Below are 18,433 nucleotides of genomic sequence, written 5' to 3'. Positions count from 1 at the left end.
CTGTGTTTCGTGTATGTGTAATGGTTGAGATTATACTTTTTGATCCTACAATTAATAGATTACATATCTTTGTTCCAGCTCCATCTTTAGTAACAAGTGGAAATTTAAAAATCTCATTTTAATTGTTTTGTTTGACTCGATAAACTCTCTTTTCATCCATGTATCTGAGTATTTTATTGTATAAAGTAAATCCCTATCTTTATAACTTAATACTTGTCATAACAGTAATTCTAAAAATTTAATCGCGTTTATTTAAATATTCTTTAGTATGTTTGGTGTGTTATAATTTTGATTACTTTTTAAAAATTAAAAGACATATCAAATTCAAATATCGAAAGAAAAAGTTATATAAATGGTGTGTCAAGAAAAATCAAAGGTTTAAAACGGATGCTAGTATGTTTCATTCGTTGTATGCTGCTTATAATAATTGTATAATATTGGATATACGTTTTAGGGAGAGGAAGTGTAGGGATAAATGACAAGATTAGTTATGTTATTGGTTTTTATGATGGTGATATCAGGATGTCAAAATACTGACGAACAACTACAAGAAATTGATCAGTTAAAGGCAGAAGTTGAGGATTTAAAAACAGAAGTTGAAGAGTCAAAAAAGGTATATCATGAACTTACAGATGAAGAAAAATTTGGAAAAGAAATGGCAATTAAGCGAATAGAGGAAAAATTAGAGAAATTTATGAGTTTAGGAAAAGATCAATCCACTTGCGAGAGAATGATAAAAGTCATTGAAGAAAAAATCAAATTATTTAAAGAGAAGTATAATTATGAAGTAGATTCTCCGTATAGTGGTTTATCATATGATGAGGCATATGAATACTTTCAACAAAATCGAAGTGAATAAATGAAGTAAGAGTCAATCGAACCTACACATTAGCAGGATTGATTATTTTTATTACATTTAAAAGCAATTGAGGGATATATTTAACAGATTGATTAAAAGAGTCAGTATATAATCATGAATTAATGATTGAAGATATATATTGAATCTGCAAATTAAAAGTACAAATAACAAAAATAAGACAAAAAAGACACTCACCAGTTACTGGGAGTGTCCTTTTTTTACGACAAATGAAGTAATTGTTAAGATAACAAATGAAACATTATTCATCATGACGTTGTGCTTCTTCTTCCCAGCGGGATTTGATGAGTGCGTTGATTAAAAAGATACTTAAAAATTCACCGTATAAGATAAAACCAAATTTACTTTTTAAAAATAAAACGATTTTACCGATATAGGGGATATGAAATAGATAAGTTCCGATTAAGTCTTCTCTTGTTGTCTGATAGATATCTAATTGATCTTTTCCTTCGGCATTTGTTCGGTAGATGGTAATGCCCTCATCAGTTATCTCTGTTTTATTAAAATGATGGGTAATAATAATTTTTTGACCAAAGCGATCAGCATGAAACGTAATAATTTGCTGAGGTTGTAACTGAATATTTTCATCTATTTGGAATTTTTTCACCAAAACAAGAGAGTAGGTTGGAATTTTGGGTTCCATACTGTCTGTTAATACCGTATAGAATTGATAATTAAGATGAGATGTTATTTTTTCGGGTTTTATTATCATGATGGTGATGTAAAGTATTAAAACTAAAATAAGCACTGAAATAAATGTTTGAATCATTTTCTTTAGCAGTTTCATTAGTATCACCTATTGTGATCAAACGTTAAAAATAGAAATAGTCACCAAATACATGGTGACTAAGTTGATCTCATGAAAGTTATTCTGATTTAGATAAGGTAGCAGTTAAGCTAATTTTAACTTCTTGACCCGCTACTTTAGCAGCACTTCCATCTTTTGGAGTCACTTTCACAGTATAATTGGTTGAAGTTAATGTTTTATCAACAAATCCATCTGTGGCATCTCCAACAAGCGTTGGGGTGTTGCCTTCTGATGAATCGACAATGACAAAATCAAAATCATCGACCGTTGCAGAGCTTCCACCGCTTACGCTTGGAACAATGGTTAAGGTATTAGCTAAATCTCCATCATTTTCGATGGTGAAGTTGACAGTCCCTTCTGCTACTGGAAGGGTATCTAATGTAGATGGCGTTTCTGCTAATGTATAACTCTCTTCAACGGTCACAGTGACTGGATTTCGGAATGTAATAGTAGCTGATGTATCATCAACTAAAGAGTCCCATGCAGCGTAAGTTCCTGCTGATGTAGCGATGATAGCTCCTGCTGTGGCAAAAGATAATATTGTATTTTTTTTCATGAATTTAGGCCTCCGTTAATATATATATAAATTCCATTATTAGTATATTTAAAGCGAAAGAGAAGGTGATTCTTTTCATAAAAAAGATAGAAACATAATTCTTAATCCCCTAAAAATGAGAGACGTTAAGAAAAAAGTATGCATTTAGGAAAAGATGATCCATTCATCATCAAAAACACTCGCTCATGGCGAGTGTTTTTTCATTTCGTCTAAAAAGTGAATAATTTAATAAATCTTTAAAAGAAATCATCAGAATTTAACGTAAGTTAATATGAGGTGATACGTTTGAAAAGACAATTAAAAATGATAGCAATAGCCATCTTGGTTATGGTGTTTGTTTATTACTTGAGCCAGTTCAAAACACCTGATGAATCTGTGTTATTAGATGAATATTTAGAACAAGAAACAAAAGAAGTAGATGAAATCGTCCCTGAAGAGATTCAAGAGCCGATTTATTATTTAGTGGATGTGAAGGGGCAGGTCACTCAACCGGGTGTTTATGAAGTAGAAAGTACCCTTCGAATTCATGAGGTCATTCGTTTAGCGGGCGGATTTTTAGAAACGGCAAATGTTGAAGCCATGAATTTAGCTCAAAAAATTAAAGATGAAATGGTCATTTATGTACCCCATCTAGATGATGAGATACCTACTGATGTTGAACAAACTTGGTCAGAGACAAACGAAACGAATTCTAAAGTGTCACTTAATGACGCCACAGAAGCTGAGTTGCAAACTTTACCAGGGATTGGTCCTTCTAAAGCAGCGGCTATTGTTAACTATCGTGAAGAGTCCGGATCATTTCAATCCATTGATGAGTTAGTGAATGTGAGTGGAATAGGCGAAAAAACATTGGAGAAATTACGTGAATATATCGAACTTTAAGATACGCCAACATTTAATTTATATTGTTTTGTGTGTTGTTGTCGGTTTACTAGTAAAAGAGGGCGTCTTTTTTGCTATATTCGTTGGATTTGTCTATTTTAAGCGATTTCCTAAGACATACTGGATCTATTTCCTTATTTCCATTGGAGCTGTTGTTTATGTGAATTTCTTAGCAGACTCAATTGAACAAAAAAGCGAGGAAGTGGCTTTCTTAAAAGAAGCAAAAGTAGTTGAGATAAAAACTCAAAATGAGAAGAAACAAACAGCAAAAATAATGACAGAAGCGGGAAATTTCTATTTAACGTTAGCAACTTCTGAGCCACGGTTATCACCAGGAGATGTCATTGAAATTCAAGCCGAACCCAAGCCATTAACTAATCCCACAGTCCCGCATGCGTTTAATTTTAAAAACTATTTACTTTCTAGTGGAATAATTGGAACGGTTTATTTAAATCAAACAAGTATTCTTCGACATGAGTGGTCGATTAGAGAATATCAGTCCCAATTAGCTTACTGGATCAAAGAACGCTATCCAACGTTGACTGCTACCTATCTTCAATCTTGGGTACTAGGTGTCAAACATGATTTAGCAGAGGAAATGAATGATTGTTTTTCAATACTCGGGGTTCTTCATTTATTTGCAGTTAGTGGATTACATGTTGGGCTATTAGTTGGTATCGTTAGCTATTTATTGAAGCGACTTGGCATCATTGAAGAGTTAGCTAATTTTCTTTTGATTTGTTTAATCATCGTATTTGTCATTGTGAGTGGTGGAAGTGCATCCATTATTCGTGCGGGTGGAATGTTTGTTTTAACGAAGCTAAATTCCCAATTTAAATGGAAGTTATCTTCATTAGATAGTTTCTCCATTATGTTTTTAATGAACTTTCTATTCTTTCCACTTCAAGTGTATCAATCGGGTTTTATTTATACTTACTGGCTGACGTTTTGCTTGATACTTTGTCAAAATTTTATGAAACGTTTATCTGGCAAATCAGTCTTTTTTATCATCCCGCTTCTCGCTCAGCTAGCTGTTTTTCCAATTCAACTTTATCAGTCTTATTACATCAATCTCATGGGGTATGTTGCTAATTTAGTCTTAGTTCCACTAGTCACGACGCTTTTAATGCCACTTTTATTGATAGCATTAATCTTTCCTATTCTTTCATTTGTCACAGAACCACTTTTATCTAGTTTTGAACAACTTGTCACCTTGATGAGTCAATACTTGGAATTTCCTTGGATTGTTGGGTCGTTATCACTATCTGTCGTCTCAGTAATTATCTTTGTTTTATGTTTAACAGGGTGGCTAGTTGAACGCCAAGCTCACTGGAAGATCTGGTCGATTCCGCTTCTCGCTATTATTTTTTTGATTGAGATAACACGAGTTTGTCAAATGAGTAGTCAAGTCACTTTCTTGGATGTGGGACAAGGGGATAGTGCCATCATTCAATCACCTTATCAAGACTGCACGATTGTCATTGATACAGGAGGAAAGATTTCGTATCAAAATGAAACAATCTCTATTTTTAATCAAACGCTAAAACCTTATTTACTAGGAGAAGGCGTTCGAACAATTGATTATTTAATTCTTTCACATGGGGATCAGGATCATCTTGGAGAAGCACTACCACTCATTAATTCCTTTAAGGTTAAAAATTTGGTCATTTCTAAGTATTCAAAAAGTGACAAACTTAAAGAAATTCTCTCAGTCGCTAAACAAAAAGGCATTCATATTTTAACACCAAGCACTCATGAGATCATGACATGTTCGAATCAGACGCTCACGTTTTTACAGCCCGATATCAATGCAAGTAACGAAAATGATCGATCATTGGTAATAAGGCTTGAGATTGATGAATTCTCCATTCTTTTTACTGGAGATATTAGCACAGCTGTGGAGAATGCTATTTTATCAGCCTATGATGGAGCGAACTTAGATGTCTATAAAGCAGCGCATCATGGCTCTAAGACATCGAACTCTTTATCTTTTTTGAAACAATTAGCGCCATCGATGAGTGTTGTATCTGTTGGAAAGAACAATCGTTATGGTCATCCAAGTGAAGAGTTTTTACAAGTAATGACTGAACTAAACATCCCACTTCTTAGTACGTTAACCGATGGAACGATTCAATTTAAAATAAGCCATAATCAAGTAACGCTTCATCGATTCAATAATTAATATATTAAAAAATTAGACAATACTCTAAATATTTAATGTATAAAAATCGGTATCTCATTGATTACTAAACAAAGCAACCCATAAGCGTCCAAATGAAAAAGAAACTAGGGGAGTCTTGTTTGTCGAATTTGCTTTGTGTTAAAATAGCAATGAGGTGAAGCCATGGCGATTTATACAATCCTCGGCGAACAGTCAGTTTTGTGCGAGAAAAAAATTAATGATTTATTAAGCAAGCATCAAATTGAACCCTTTGATGTTATTTCTTACGATATGAAAGAGTCAACGATTCAACAGGCATTATTTGATTTACAAACCGTTGCCTTTTTAAGCAATAAAAAAGCAGTCATTGTTCGTCATCCGTCTTTTTTAACCGCAAAAGAGACTAAAGGTGATCTTGATCATGATTTGAATAGTTTAATTAAGTTTTTAGAACATCCAGTGACGGAGAATGTTTTAATTATTTATGCTCCTTATGAAAAGTTAGATGACCGTAAAAAGGTTGTTAAACTGTTAAAGAAACAATCAGAAGTGTTTACGTTTGAAGTTTATTCAGAACAATCACTAAAGCAGTGGGCAGAAAAAAAGCTTAAGGATGAAGGGATTGAGAGTCATCCGAAAGCAACTGAATTATTAATTAAGCTAACCCATGCTAAAATTGATGTTCTTTATCATGAAATTGAAAAAATCTATCTGTACTTTTTAGATCAAACGTCAAAAGTTTTAACCGTCGAAGTGGTTGAACTATTAGTGGCTAGACAATTAGAAGATAACGTCTTTTTACTAACGGATGCGCTTGTTCAGCGAAAAGTGAAAGAAGCGTACTTGATTTATCAAGATTTGATGACCCAAAATGAAGAACCCTTTAAGTTATTAATTTTAATTGCAAATCAGTTCCGATTAATGTCTCAGATCATTGGATTAGCAAAACAAGGATATCGAGAAGCAGATATAGCTAAGACACTTAATGTTCATCCCTATCGTGTTAAACTGATTCATGGCCAATCGCATCGATTTGAACAGGAAACGATTACAAGATATTTAGATTCCTTAGCAGATATTGACTATAAGATTAAGTCGGGGACTCTTCAAAAAGAATTAGCGTTAGAAATGTTTATTTTAAATTTATAGGATGATGAAGCTTCATCGATTTCAATCCATCATTTTTGCTTCCTTTTTAAGCTGAGCTTATTTTTTATGGATAGTCTAAACAATAGGTGTTAACTTAATAATCGAGCGCCAAATCAGGTAAAAATTGAATTTGAAAAGGCTTTTGAAAAATTTTCATAAATTTAAGTCAAAATTCGATACAGGAACTCTTATTTTGTTGTATAATATTTCAGTATGAAATTTTAAATTTGCCAGACAGAGGTGCCGATATGAATATTAAAAATATTGCAATTATTGCCCACGTCGATCACGGTAAAACGACTTTAGTCGATCAGTTATTACGTCAAGCGGGAACTTTCCGTGAAAATGAGGCTGTAGCTGACCGTGTCATGGACTCGAATGATATTGAGCGTGAACGTGGAATTACGATTTTAGCTAAAAATACTGCGATTGATTATAAAGATTACCGTATTAACATTTTAGATACACCAGGACATGCTGACTTCGCTGGAGAAGTTGAGCGTATCATGAACATGGTTGATGGGGTATTATTAGTTGTTGATGCTTACGAAGGAACAATGCCGCAAACTCGTTTCGTATTAAAAAAAGCATTAGAACAAAAATTAACACCAATCGTTGTTGTTAATAAAATTGACCGTCCAGCAGCACGTCCAGAAGAAGTAGTCGATGAAGTATTAGAATTATTTATCGAATTAGGGGCAGATGACGATCAATTAGAATTCCCAGTTGTTTATTGTTCAGCGTTAAACGGAACAGCAAGCTTAAGTTCTGATCCAGCTGACCAAGAAGAAAACATGGAATCAATCTTTGAATCAATTTTAGAAAACATTCCAGATCCAGGTATGGATCCAAACGGAACATTACAATTCCAACCAGCATTATTAGACTATAACGAATATGTTGGACGTATTGGGATTGGACGTATTGTACGCGGAACGATCAATGTTAACCAAATGGTTTCAATTTGTCGTTTAGATGGAACAACGCAACAATTCCGTATCACAAAATTATTTGGTTTCTTAGGATTAAAACGTATCGAAATCGAATCAGCACAAGCAGGAGATATCGTTGCGATTGCAGGATTACCAGATATTAACGTTGGAGAAACGGTTTGTGAAGTTGGTAAAGAAGAAGCATTACCTATCTTACACATCGATGAGCCAACATTAAAAATGACGTTCTCAACAAACTCTTCTCCATTCGCTGGACAAGAAGGAAAACACGTCACAGCTTCAAAAATCGATGAGCGTTTATACAAAGAAATTCAACGTGACGTTTCATTATTAGTTGAACGTGTAGGAACAAAAGAAGAGTGGGTTGTTTCAGGACGTGGAGAGCTTCACTTATCAATCTTACTTGAAAACATGCGTCGTGAAGGATTCGAGTTAGAAGTTTCTAAACCAGAAGTTATCATTCGTGAAATTGATGGTGTATTATGTGAACCATACGAGTATGTTCAAATTGAAACACCTGAAGAACATGTTGGAAGTGTCATTGAAGCGATGGGATATCGTAAAGGGCAATTACAAAATATGATTCACAATGAAAATGGACAAGTTCGTTTAATTTACGATGTACCATCTCGTGCTTTAATCGGATTTATGACAGAATTCTTAACATTAACAAAAGGTTACGGAATCATTAACCATACGTTCTCTGAATATCGTCCAATGGAAAAAGGATCAGTAGGAGAGCGTAAAAATGGTGCCTTAGTTTCAATGGAAAATGGTAAGGCAACAAACTACGGATTAATGGGATTAGAAGACCGTGGAGTTATGTTCATCGAACCAGGAGCTCCAGTTTATGAAGGAATGGTTGTTGGTGAAAACAACAAAGACTTAGACTTAGCTGTTAACGTCACACGTGCAAAACAATTAACCAACTGTCGTTCAGCTGGTAAAGATAACACAGTTGTCTTAAAGAAACCACGTTTAATCACATTAGAGTATGCCTTAGAGTACATTAATGAAGATGAATTAGTTGAAATCACACCAACATCAGTTCGTTTACGTAAGAAAATTTTAGACACAAATGAGCGTAAAAAATACGACAAACGTAAACGTAATGCTGAATAATTAGACATGAACTCAATCAAAGAAGTAACTTTCTTTGGTTGAGTTTTTTTATTTGTTTAACATGGTTTACAATTCATAAGATCCATTCACGTCGATGCAAATAGTGTAAATGCTTTTAAAGCAAAGATTAAAAAAATTAATTCGTTTGTTTAATTTCACTAAATAAAATCTATCAAGAGAAAGTGTCGAATAAAATGTCGAACACTTCAAATAATAAAAAGAGTGTTAAAATATTTTCTCCTTTTATCCGATAATTATCTCTCATTTCTTTTAGATAAGGGTGTCTAAGTAACTCAGTAAACACCATAAATAAGAAAGGTTGTTGTGAAAGCTATCTAATCTGCCTTCTTCTATTGAAAAAAGTCTTTTTTTGGCCGATAAATTATTGACAAAATCATGAATCATATTATAATAGAAGAGGTTTATTATTAGTAAACAAAAGGTTTATTTATTAGTGAATGAAAATTTGAGGTGTAACCATGATCATAGGAGAAAAAATTAGGCGTTTAAGGATGGAACTTCAATTAACGCAAGAAGAATTAGCAGATCGAACCGAATTGACAAAGGGATATATTTCTCAAGTTGAACGCGATCTCGCTTCACCATCGATTGCAACGCTTGTTGATATATTAGAAGCTTTAGGAACAACGCTAGGAGAATTTTTTTCAGATGAAAAAGCAGATGAAAAAATCGTGTTTCAACGTGAGGACGTTTTTATAAAAGAAGAACCAGATTATAATATGACCATTCGCTGGATTATTCCAAACGCACAAAAGAACGAAATGGAACCCATTATTATTGATTTAGAACCCGGTGGGATGTCATATGATGATGAACCCCATCATGGAGAAGAGTTCGGATATGTATTAAAGGGTGAAGTAGAACTGGTTTTAGGTGCTAAGCGATATAAAGTGAAAAAAGGCGAAAGCTTTTATTATAAAGCTGATGTGGATCATAAATTAAAAAATAATTCAAAAGTTTCGGCCTCTGTTCTTTGGGTTGCAACACCACCAACATTCTAAGGATTATATAAGGAGGGTCAAGTATGACTAAAGTACCAATTATTGAGATTAAAAATTTAACAAAAGAATACGATGGGGATATCGTTTTAAAAGGGATTGACTTAACCATTCATGAGAATGAATTTGTGACCTTACTTGGACCATCTGGATGTGGGAAAACAACTTTATTACGTATCATTGGTGGTTTTGATACACCAACTTCGGGTGAAGTTGAATTTAACGGAAAAGATTTAATTCAAATCCCATCGTATAAACGTGAGATTAATACGGTATTTCAAAAGTATGCACTTTTTCCTCATTTAAATGTATTTGATAATATTGCGTTTGGTTTACGTATGAAAAAAGTACCAGAATCAGAAGTAACAGAACGTGTAAACCGTATGTTAAAAATGATTAAACTAACAGATTTCGCTAAACGTGGAATCGATTCATTATCTGGAGGACAACAACAACGTATTGCGATCGCTCGTGCCTTAGTTAATCGTCCTAAAGTTTTATTACTTGATGAACCATTAGGAGCATTAGACTTAAAATTACGCCAAGATATGCAATATGAATTAAAAGAGATTCAACGTGAAATGGGAATTACATTTATTTTTGTTACACACGATCAAGAAGAAGCGTTAACGATGTCAGATACGATTGTCGTTTTAAATGATGGATTAATTCAACAAATTGGAACACCAGTTGATATTTACAACGAACCACGTAATCGATTTGTAGCAAACTTCATCGGAGAAAGTAATATTGTCAATGCAACGATGATTGAAGATTATAAAGTTGAATTTGAAGGACATGTTTTTGAGTGTGTCGATCGCGGATATAATCCAAATGAAGCGGTTGAAGTTGTTATTCGTCCAGAAGATTTACAAATCGTATCAAAAGAACAAGGGGCTTTCACAGGAATTGTAGATAGTGTTATTTTCAAGGGTGTTCATTATGAAATTATTGTAATGGTCGAAGGACGCGAGTACATTGTCCATAGCACACAAAGTGCTGAAGTCGGAACAGAAGTAGGAATGACGGTTTCACCGGCAGATATTCATGTTATGGAAGTTGGTGTTTAGTGATGCATGAATCAACAAAACGTTTAAGTTATCCGTACATCGTATGGATTTCGATTATGATAATCGTTCCAATGATCTTAATTTTCTTATACAGTATCATCGATCCAGGGGATGGAAATCCAATGGCCTTTCGCTTTACGCTTGATAATTATATGAAATTTTTTAATTCCATTTATATCTCGACGTTAGCTCGCTCATTATGGATTGCGTTTATTTCAACTATTTTTTGTTTGTTACTAGGATATCCACTTGCATGGATCATTGCTCAATGTTCACCCAAACGTCAGTCATCAATTCTTTTATTATTCATTATGCCGATGTGGATCAATATGCTACTTCGTACCTATGCATGGATTTCAATCTTAGGTAAAAATGGGATTTTAAATAATATTTTAGAGTTTTTCCATCTTGCACCAATTGATATTATGTATAGCGATTTTGCGATTATTTTAGGAATGGTTTATAACTTTTTACCATTCATGGTCTTACCAATTCACACGGCTATTACGAAAGTAGATAAAAATTTAATTTATGCTGCTCGTGATTTAGGGGCAAATAGTCGTCAAGTGTTTACTCGTGTTGTTTTTCCGTTAACGTTACCTGGAATTATTACGGGAGTTATTATGGTATTCTTACCTGCCGTTAGTACATTTGTGATCCCACAATTATTAGGGGGAGGACAGTACATGATGATTGGTAACTTAATCGAAAAACAATTCTTATTAACAGGGAACTGGTACTTTGGTTCAGCATTATCAATGATTTTAATGATCTTTATCTTGCTGTCAATTTGGTTAATGAAAAAATTTGATACCGATAAACAAGCAGGAGGTGCACTACCTTGGTAAATAAATGGCTTTCTCGATTATATTTAGCAATTATGTTCTTATTTTTATATGCACCGATTGCTGTATTAATTGTATTTTCATTTAATGAATCAAAATCAAGTGGAAAATGGACAGGGTTCTCACTACAGTGGTATGAAGAATTATTCAAAGATAGTCAAATGCAAACGGCTGTTTTTTATACCGTGATTGTCGCTGTGATAGCGACAGTTATTTCAACTTTCATTGGAACTTTTACATCAATTGGGATTTATAAATTAACAAAAAAGACAAAAGCTTTTGTTTTAAATATTAACTACTTACCTGTTATTAGTCCAGACATTGTGTTAGCAGTTGCCTTAATGATGTTATTTAAGACAGTTAGATTAGAGTTTGGATTTACGACGATGTTATTAGCTCATATTATGTTCTGTATTCCATATGTCGTTTTATCTGTTTTACCTCGTTTATATGCGATGAATCAAAATATGGCTGAAGCAGCGATGGACTTAGGGGCAACACCGATGCAAGCCATTCGAAAAGTCGTTATTCCAGAAATTATGCCTGGAATCATGGCGGGTGCGTTAATGGCATTTACGATGTCAATTGATGATTTTGTTATTAGTTACTTTACGGCAGGAAACGGTGTAACTAACTTATCGATTGAAGTTTACTCAATGGCGAAACGTGGAATTCGACCAACGGTTAATGCATTAGCTACGATTATGGTGAGTTTAATCTTAGTTTCGGTTTTAGTTGCAAATAATTTATCAATTAGAAAGAAAAGGGAGGTCTAACCATCTAATGAAAAAATTAATGATGATGTTTATTGCCTCATTTATCTTACTGTTAACAGCTTGCTCGGGAGATACTCGAGAACGATTATATGTTTATAATGTGGGTGAATATATTGATCGAGAAGTTTTAACACTTTTTGAAGAAGAATTCAACTGTGAAGTTGTTTATGAATTATATGATTCAAATGAGACGATGTATCAAAAAATCAAGGCTGGAGGAACGCATTATGACGTAGCGTTTCCTTCAGATTATATGGTTGAGAAAATGATTAAAGAAGATTTAGTTCTTCCCTTAGATTATAGTAAAATTCCTAACTTTAAGTATATTAGTGATCAGTATAAAAACTTACCTTACGATCCTGAGAACTTATATACTGTGCCATACTTTTGGGGAACGGTTGGAATTTTATATGATAAAACAGTCGTAAATGAACCTGTTGATTCATGGTCTATCTTATGGGACGAAACATATAAAGGAAATATTTTTATGTATGATAGTCAGCGTGATTCATTAATGGTTGCCTTAAAGTTATTAGGTTATTCGATGAATACGCAAAATGTTGACGAATTAGAAGAGGCAAAACAACTTTTAATTGAACAACGTCCATTAGTTTATGCTTATGTAACCGATCAAGTCATTGATAATATGATTGCGGGGAATGCAGCGTTAGCCGTTGTTTACTCAGGTGATGCGACTTATATTATGGATGAAAACGAAAATATGGAGTATGCGATCCCTAAAGAAGGATCAAACATTTGGGTCGATTCAATGGTCATTCCATCAACAGCTCAAAATGTTGAGTTAGCACATGAATTTATTAACTTCATGCAACGTCCAGAGATTGCCTTAATGAATACAGAGTATGTCATGTATTCAAGTCCCAATACTGAAGTTTTAGCGATGGTATCGGAAGATGAATGGACACAAAATGAAGCGTATAGTCCATCTCAAGAGTTATTAGATTCTTTACCAATGGAAACGTTCCGAGATCCAGGAGAATTTATCAAACAGTATGATGATATTTGGACACAAGTATTAGCTGCTCCTAATCGATAACGTCTATGGCTTTTTTAGGATGATGAGTGGTCCATTGACACTTTTTAGTTGCTATGTTAAAAAACTCAAAAAGGAGCCTATAATTAAAAGGATAGGCTCGTTTTTTGTAGATTAAAGTGTCAAATTAACTGTTTTATTACTTTAAATGATGGCTCTTTGTCAAATAGTGTTGCTGATTAATTTTTAACCTATTACAATGAGTGACTTAAATCGAAATCCTAGTGGCTAAGCTGCTAGGATTTTTACTTTGGGTTTGGTTAGGTTTTGAGTGATAAGAATTCTTGATTTAAAATGGTAGAAACTACGATAGCCAAAAGCGATTCGTTTAATGACTTTAATTTTATTGTTAATCCCTTCAATGGGACCATTGGTATACGAAGTGGTCAGTGTGTTTTCAATATAAGACTGGTACGTTTTAAACGTTTGAAAAGCGGTTTGGAATTCAGGAGAAATCAGAGGATATTTAGCTTGAAGTAAGTGATGGAATCGCTCTAAGTTTTTGGTTTGAAGAGCGAAGAGTAAGTCTTGATAAAGATCATAGGTTGCTTTTAATTCAGGAGATAAATCAAGTAAAAAGTTTAGGATATCAATTTCTCGCATCGGTTGTTTGAAACAGTAAACGGAGCGATAAGTGGTGGTATTAATTAACGTGTGGGACTTTAAGAATAAGCGCCAGTAACGTTTAAATTTACGACTGTGTTTTTTGAATTGTTTCATGAATCGAATCCTTGTTTTATTTAACGCACGAGAAATATGTTGAACGAGATGGAATGGATCGAGGACAATTTTGGCCTGAGGAAAAAGCTCCTTAATTAAGCTGATATAAGGGGCGTACATATCAATGACAATATGTTTGACACGAGAACGTGCTTCTTGGGTATATCGTTTAAAATAGGTTTGAAGGGAACTTAAACGTCGATCTTCAATGATATCAATGATTTGTTTCGTATCGGCATCGCAAAAGATAAAGGACATATGCCCCTGGGCAGATTTAACGGATTTAAACTCATCAAAACAAAGGTTTTCAGGCAAAAAATTAAAGTTTAAGTTTTGTGACTCATAAAAGCTATGGATGATGCGATTCACAGTTGAATGAGAGACTTGATGACGACGGGCAATATCTGACTCCGAGATTTTATTTTGTGCTTCTAACGCAATGGCATGTTTGGTGTTGTAAGAAATGAAGCAGTTCTTTTCAACAATCGATGTTTTTAGAGTGAAGGTAGATTGGCAATGCCCACAGTAGTAACGTTGTTTCTTTAAATCTAAATAAGTATCATGGAGTGAAACTTTAGGAATGACAATTCGAGAGGTTTTAAACCCATGTTTTTTGAACTTTGAATCAAATAGTGTCCCACAGTGTTCGCAATGAGTGGGTTGATAAGATAAAATGCCTTTAAAAATGAAGCTAGTCACACCATGAATCTTCACCTCTTCAAAATAATCTTCTTCAAAGGTGATCTGTTTGTCTTTAATATTTAAGAGTTTTCTAGTAAAATAGGAGTGAGACATCCAATCCATCCTTTCTATTGTTTTTTAGCCGATAACATTGTAACAGGACGGAGACGGGATGTCTCTTTTTTTATGCCATAAAAAGAGGCGTTGCTTCATCAGCAACACCAAATATTATAGAACCATCTTTATAACAGGTTATCATGCTCAATGGTTTAAATCACAAATACAGATTACTTTTAGAACGACTTTATTGACTGATGATTAAAATGAAGAATACGTTCGTTTCTATGTTTGATCTGTTTTTTGACGATAACGGTGTACAATTTAATTTATAAATAGATCTTTAGAATGTGTCATTTATTATTAGGATATTTTATGATAAAATACAAATACAATGATTTACAGGGGGATTGGCTTCATGCAAGAACAAAAAATGTCCGTCATTTTTGAGCCATCTTATACATTAGATGTGCTTCATTTTTTAGATCACTTATTTACACCACGTGCCTTACCGAATGAAGAGATGGTTTGTTATTTTGAAGAGTTTTTAGGTGATGATCACGAAAAAACATTACAACATATTCGTAAACGTTTAATGAAATTTGAAACGATAGCTGAAGTTTTAATTCCTTTATTAACAGCCGATCCTGAATTTAATGATTTACAATTTTCTGAGCTATTAGCAAGCCCTAAATACTTAATTCATCAGTATAAAAGGACTGCTTCTTATCAAGATGCTTCAAAAGAATATAAAAAGTTTTTAAAAAGTGAGGCAGAATCGATTTTACTTAAAGTAGGACCACTCATTCAAAGATTAGAAAAGGCGAAATTTAAAACGTATTGGTTACATTCTTGCCTACCGTTAGTTAATCAAAAAATAAAAGAGTATTCAAAGGACATCCATTCATTAAATCTTTCGAAGCGATTTGGACCTCAAGATCAAATCATTTATATTTTAAGTTGCATCGATACTGATCGAGTCGACTGGGTTCATCAAAAATTAATGGTTTCACAGACGTGTTCTTTTCAAACATTCATGTACGATTGGGTGGAAACTTATCTTAAATCTGACTGCCCACTCACGAAACCAAGAGGTTATGAACGAAAGGTCAAACGAAATAAGGAATTGATGATAATTTATAAAAAGGTGAAAGAGAATCATGCCTCTATTTTTGATTATATTGAAACGACCATTAAATTAGCGATGACTGTGCATATTAGTCAAGAATGGGGAATACTTGAGAACCCTCAGGATTATTTAAAGGACTATCAATCGGGGCATTATCAAGTGGCGTTGTTATTTTATCAAGAACTAGAAAAAGGCCAGTATCGTCACCTGACGCTACAACAATGTGCGCATCATTTGCTTGAACATGTTGATATTCAATGGTATGATGCTCATCTAGGTCTTATGAATTAGACATTTTGTTGACGCTATGTCACCCTCTAGGGGTGAATGCCTTGATTTTAGAGGTCAGAGACTGGGTTACTTAGAAGAGCTAAATGACTTTGAGATGAGATAGATTCAATCATTAATCAGTGGAGACTTTGATCGATTAATCCAGATGGTGGAAGAGGTGGAAAAACTAGCAAGTATGCTAGTTTTTCTTTATCTTGACTTAAAAAGAAAATGTATAATACAATGATGAAAATAATCAACGAATCGGAGGATTAACGAGTGAATAAATATGATGTGATCATTATTGGTGGTGGACCGGCAGGTTTATTTGCTGCGATCATGTGTGCGGCAAATAAAAATAAAAAGGTCGCCCTTTTAGAAAAAAATAAATCATGTGGTCGTAAATTACTCATGGCGGGTGCAGGAAAATGTAATATCACTCAAGCCGGAGATATCGAGCATTTTTTAACGTGCTATGGCCCAAATGCTAAGTTTTTAAAGCACGCACTTTTAACGTTTCAAAATGAAGATTTATTAAACTTCTTTAGAAAACGTGGGCTTGAATTTAGAACGACAGAAAAAGGAAAAGTATTTCCTAAATCAGACAAATCACAGGATGTGTTAAATGTTTTATTACAAGAGTGCCAAAAACGTCACGTTCAAATGTGTTATGAAACGAAAGTCGAATCATTAGAAAAAGTTGACGATTTATTTCATCTTAAAACGTCACAAGGCGATTATGAAAGTCCGGTTGTGATCGTCGCAACAGGGGGATTAAGTTATCCTCATACCGGTTCAACGGGAGAAGGGTATGTTTGGGCGAAGTCATTAGGACATAAAATTATTCCAACAAAACCGGCATTAACGCCATTAAAAATTAAAAATTATGAACTAAGCGATATGTCAGGAACATCGTTTGAAGACTTATCCTATACGTTATGGCGTCAAGGTAAAAAGATTGGATCTTATCAAGGGGATTTTCTTTTAACGCATACGGGTGTTTCAGGGCCTGGAATTATTAATAATTCTCGATTTATGCAATCAGGAGATGTCATTAAGTGTAACTTTGTTGGTGCAGCGTCTATTGACGAATTTAGAAGTGATTTAACTAAGAAGTTAAATCAAGGGGGGAAAGCGCTAGTTAAATCCGTTGTTCGTGAGTTAAATTTAACGAAACGATTTGCTGATAAAATTCTAGAATTATGTGAGATTTCTGATGATTTAAAATGTGCTGAACTAACAAAGGCAACCCGTCAAAATCTTTTAAAACATTTAACGGAATATGAAATGGAAGTTAAAGAATTAGGTGGTTATCACGTTGCGATGGTAACAACAGGTGGCGTTTCGATCAAAGAGATTTCTCCAAAGACGATGGAGTCTAAAAAGGTGAGTCAGCTTTATTTTATCGGTGAAGTGTTAGATATCGATGGTGATACGGGTGGTTATAATATCCAAGCTGCCATGTCGATGGCATATATCGCCGCACAAGCGATTAATAAATCATGAGACATAGGATAGCCTATGTCTTTTTCTGATCGTTTCGCTACAGCAAGTATTCGTTTGTTTATTGACAGTATAAACATCTCCTTATATACTAAAGAATAGATAAAAATGTCGATTATTGAATGAGAATTAAGGAGATAGTTTAATGAATAAAAAATTACCAATTAAAACCGTTGTGGCGATCGGGATTGGATCTGCCATTTTTGTGGTGTTATCACGATTTGCTTCGATTCCAACAGGGATTCCGAATACGAGTTTAGAGACGTCATATGCGATTTTAGCGTTAATTGCCCTTTTATATGGACCTTTAGCTGGATTTGCCACGGGACTCATCGGGCACTTTTTAAAAGATGTTTTAATTTTTGGTTCTCCATGGATGAGTTGGATTCTTGCTTCAGCTATGATTGGCTTAGTGATTGGACTTGCTTCTAAGCAAATTAGCATTGAAGATGGAATTTTTGGAGTTAAAGAATTAATTAAGTTCAATTTAACACAAATTGTGGCTAATATTATCGGATGGTTCATCATTGCTCCAACACTCGATGTTTTGATTTATGCAGAACCAGCGGATAAAGTGTATTTACAAGGAATCGTTGCTGGATGTGTGAATATGGTGAGCATTGGTATCTTAGGATCGTTACTTGTCACGACGTATGCAAAAACACGTATACCAAAAGGAAGTTTAATGATGGAAGACTAAAATTGAGGGAGGGATCCCTCAATTTTTATTTTGGAAATAGTTGTAAGCTTTTTCAATCGTTATTCGACAAAAAAGTATGTTATAATATAAAAGTTGACCAT

At 34.0% G+C, this 18,433-nt stretch carries 16 protein-coding genes; 13 read left to right on the top strand and 3 right to left on the bottom strand.

Annotated features, from left to right (window positions below; translation table 11 throughout):
• Window positions 1-475 precede the first annotated feature (475 nt).
• Window positions 476-859 carry a hypothetical protein gene (locus tag JRC48_RS03930; RefSeq protein ID WP_235070561.1) on the top strand — a complete coding sequence of 128 codons (384 nt, stop codon included), beginning with the start codon at window positions 476-478 and terminating at the stop codon, window positions 857-859.
• Window positions 860-1,118: 259 nt separating this feature from the next.
• On the opposite strand, the gene JRC48_RS03925 is transcribed toward JRC48_RS03930, so the two are convergent.
• Together JRC48_RS03925 and JRC48_RS03920 are read right to left on the bottom strand one after the other, a co-directional pair.
• A complete protein-coding gene (locus tag JRC48_RS03925) occupies window positions 1,119-1,664 on the bottom strand; it encodes a signal peptidase I (protein WP_235070560.1) in 546 nt (181 codons plus the stop codon).
• Window positions 1,665-1,743: 79 nt separating this feature from the next.
• Window positions 1,744-2,241 (bottom strand): hypothetical protein, encoded by a 498-nt coding sequence (locus tag JRC48_RS03920; protein WP_235070559.1) that lies wholly within the window; start codon window positions 2,239-2,241, stop codon window positions 1,744-1,746.
• A 285-nt stretch (window positions 2,242-2,526) separates the two neighbouring features.
• Between JRC48_RS03920 and JRC48_RS03915 the strand changes: the two genes are divergently transcribed.
• The 9 genes from JRC48_RS03915 to JRC48_RS03875 all read left to right on the top strand — a co-directional run bounded on the left by JRC48_RS03915 (window position 2,527) and on the right by JRC48_RS03875 (window position 13,275).
• Window positions 2,527-3,123 carry a helix-hairpin-helix domain-containing protein gene (locus JRC48_RS03915; protein ID WP_235070558.1) on the top strand — a complete coding sequence of 199 codons (597 nt, stop codon included), beginning with the start codon at window positions 2,527-2,529 and terminating at the stop codon, window positions 3,121-3,123.
• Window positions 3,104-5,305 carry a DNA internalization-related competence protein ComEC/Rec2 gene (locus JRC48_RS03910; protein WP_235070557.1) on the top strand — a complete coding sequence of 734 codons (2,202 nt, stop codon included), beginning with the start codon at window positions 3,104-3,106 and terminating at the stop codon, window positions 5,303-5,305. Before JRC48_RS03915 ends, JRC48_RS03910 begins: the two co-directional genes overlap by 20 nt.
• A gap of 162 nt (window positions 5,306-5,467) precedes the next feature.
• The gene (gene holA / locus JRC48_RS03905) at window positions 5,468-6,433 is read left to right on the top strand and encodes a DNA polymerase III subunit delta (RefSeq protein ID WP_235070556.1); all 966 of its coding nucleotides are present in this window, start codon (window positions 5,468-5,470) and stop codon (window positions 6,431-6,433) included.
• A gap of 248 nt (window positions 6,434-6,681) precedes the next feature.
• Window positions 6,682-8,508, top strand: a complete 1,827-nt coding sequence (gene typA / locus JRC48_RS03900; protein WP_235070555.1) for a translational GTPase TypA — start codon at window positions 6,682-6,684, stop codon at window positions 8,506-8,508.
• A gap of 479 nt (window positions 8,509-8,987) precedes the next feature.
• Window positions 8,988-9,530 carry a helix-turn-helix domain-containing protein gene (locus JRC48_RS03895; RefSeq protein ID WP_235070554.1) on the top strand — a complete coding sequence of 181 codons (543 nt, stop codon included), beginning with the start codon at window positions 8,988-8,990 and terminating at the stop codon, window positions 9,528-9,530.
• 23 nt (window positions 9,531-9,553) lie between these two features.
• The gene (gene potA / locus JRC48_RS03890) at window positions 9,554-10,597 is read left to right on the top strand and encodes a spermidine/putrescine ABC transporter ATP-binding protein (RefSeq protein ID WP_235070553.1); all 1,044 of its coding nucleotides are present in this window, start codon (window positions 9,554-9,556) and stop codon (window positions 10,595-10,597) included.
• Between the two features lie 2 nt (window positions 10,598-10,599).
• The gene (locus JRC48_RS03885; protein ID WP_235070552.1) at window positions 10,600-11,445 is read left to right on the top strand and encodes an ABC transporter permease; all 846 of its coding nucleotides are present in this window, start codon (window positions 10,600-10,602) and stop codon (window positions 11,443-11,445) included.
• Entirely contained in the window at window positions 11,439-12,218 is a 780-nt protein-coding gene (locus tag JRC48_RS03880) for an ABC transporter permease (protein WP_235070551.1), read from the top strand. Before JRC48_RS03885 ends, JRC48_RS03880 begins: the two co-directional genes overlap by 7 nt.
• Window positions 12,219-12,225: 7 nt before the next feature.
• On the top strand, window positions 12,226-13,275 hold the full coding sequence (locus JRC48_RS03875) for an ABC transporter substrate-binding protein (RefSeq protein ID WP_235070550.1): 1,050 nt from the start codon (window positions 12,226-12,228) through the stop codon (window positions 13,273-13,275).
• 225 nt (window positions 13,276-13,500) lie between these two features.
• Here JRC48_RS03875 and JRC48_RS03870 read toward each other — a convergent pair whose 3' ends face one another.
• Window positions 13,501-14,787, bottom strand: coding sequence for an ISL3 family transposase (locus JRC48_RS03870; RefSeq protein ID WP_235070549.1), 1,287 nt, complete (start codon window positions 14,785-14,787; stop codon window positions 13,501-13,503).
• A 361-nt stretch (window positions 14,788-15,148) separates the two neighbouring features.
• Between JRC48_RS03870 and JRC48_RS03865 the strand changes: the two genes are divergently transcribed.
• From JRC48_RS03865 to JRC48_RS03855, 3 genes are all read left to right on the top strand, one after another.
• Window positions 15,149-16,150: a hypothetical protein gene (locus JRC48_RS03865; RefSeq protein ID WP_235070548.1), complete on the top strand. Its 1,002-nt coding sequence runs from the start codon at window positions 15,149-15,151 to the stop codon at window positions 16,148-16,150.
• Between the two features lie 258 nt (window positions 16,151-16,408).
• Window positions 16,409-17,635, top strand: coding sequence for an NAD(P)/FAD-dependent oxidoreductase (locus JRC48_RS03860; RefSeq protein WP_235070547.1), 1,227 nt, complete (start codon window positions 16,409-16,411; stop codon window positions 17,633-17,635).
• A gap of 142 nt (window positions 17,636-17,777) precedes the next feature.
• Window positions 17,778-18,332: an ECF-type riboflavin transporter substrate-binding protein gene (locus JRC48_RS03855; protein ID WP_235070546.1), complete on the top strand. Its 555-nt coding sequence runs from the start codon at window positions 17,778-17,780 to the stop codon at window positions 18,330-18,332.
• The last annotated feature ends 101 nt before the right edge of the window (window positions 18,333-18,433 follow it).

Source organism: Turicibacter sp. TJ11, from assembly GCF_021497505.1.
GTDB lineage: Bacteria > Bacillota_I > Bacilli_A > MOL361 > Turicibacteraceae > Turicibacter.
This window is presented reverse-complemented; position numbering and strand designations above follow the sequence as displayed.

Coding starts and splice junctions, on each gene's coding strand:
- JRC48_RS03930 (WP_235070561.1), top strand. CDS start 476: ATGACAAGATTAGTTATGTTATTGGTTTTTATGATGGTGATATCAGGA.
- JRC48_RS03925 (WP_235070560.1), bottom strand. CDS start 1,664: ATGAAACTGCTAAAGAAAATGATTCAAACATTTATTTCAGTGCTTATT.
- JRC48_RS03920 (WP_235070559.1), bottom strand. CDS start 2,241: ATGAAAAAAAATACAATATTATCTTTTGCCACAGCAGGAGCTATCATC.
- holA (WP_235070556.1), top strand. CDS start 5,468: ATGGCGATTTATACAATCCTCGGCGAACAGTCAGTTTTGTGCGAGAAA.
- typA (WP_235070555.1), top strand. CDS start 6,682: ATGAATATTAAAAATATTGCAATTATTGCCCACGTCGATCACGGTAAA.
- JRC48_RS03895 (WP_235070554.1), top strand. CDS start 8,988: ATGATCATAGGAGAAAAAATTAGGCGTTTAAGGATGGAACTTCAATTA.
- potA (WP_235070553.1), top strand. CDS start 9,554: ATGACTAAAGTACCAATTATTGAGATTAAAAATTTAACAAAAGAATAC.
- JRC48_RS03885 (WP_235070552.1), top strand. CDS start 10,600: ATGCATGAATCAACAAAACGTTTAAGTTATCCGTACATCGTATGGATT.
- JRC48_RS03875 (WP_235070550.1), top strand. CDS start 12,226: ATGAAAAAATTAATGATGATGTTTATTGCCTCATTTATCTTACTGTTA.
- JRC48_RS03870 (WP_235070549.1), bottom strand. CDS start 14,787: ATGTCTCACTCCTATTTTACTAGAAAACTCTTAAATATTAAAGACAAA.
- JRC48_RS03865 (WP_235070548.1), top strand. CDS start 15,149: ATGCAAGAACAAAAAATGTCCGTCATTTTTGAGCCATCTTATACATTA.
- JRC48_RS03855 (WP_235070546.1), top strand. CDS start 17,778: ATGAATAAAAAATTACCAATTAAAACCGTTGTGGCGATCGGGATTGGA.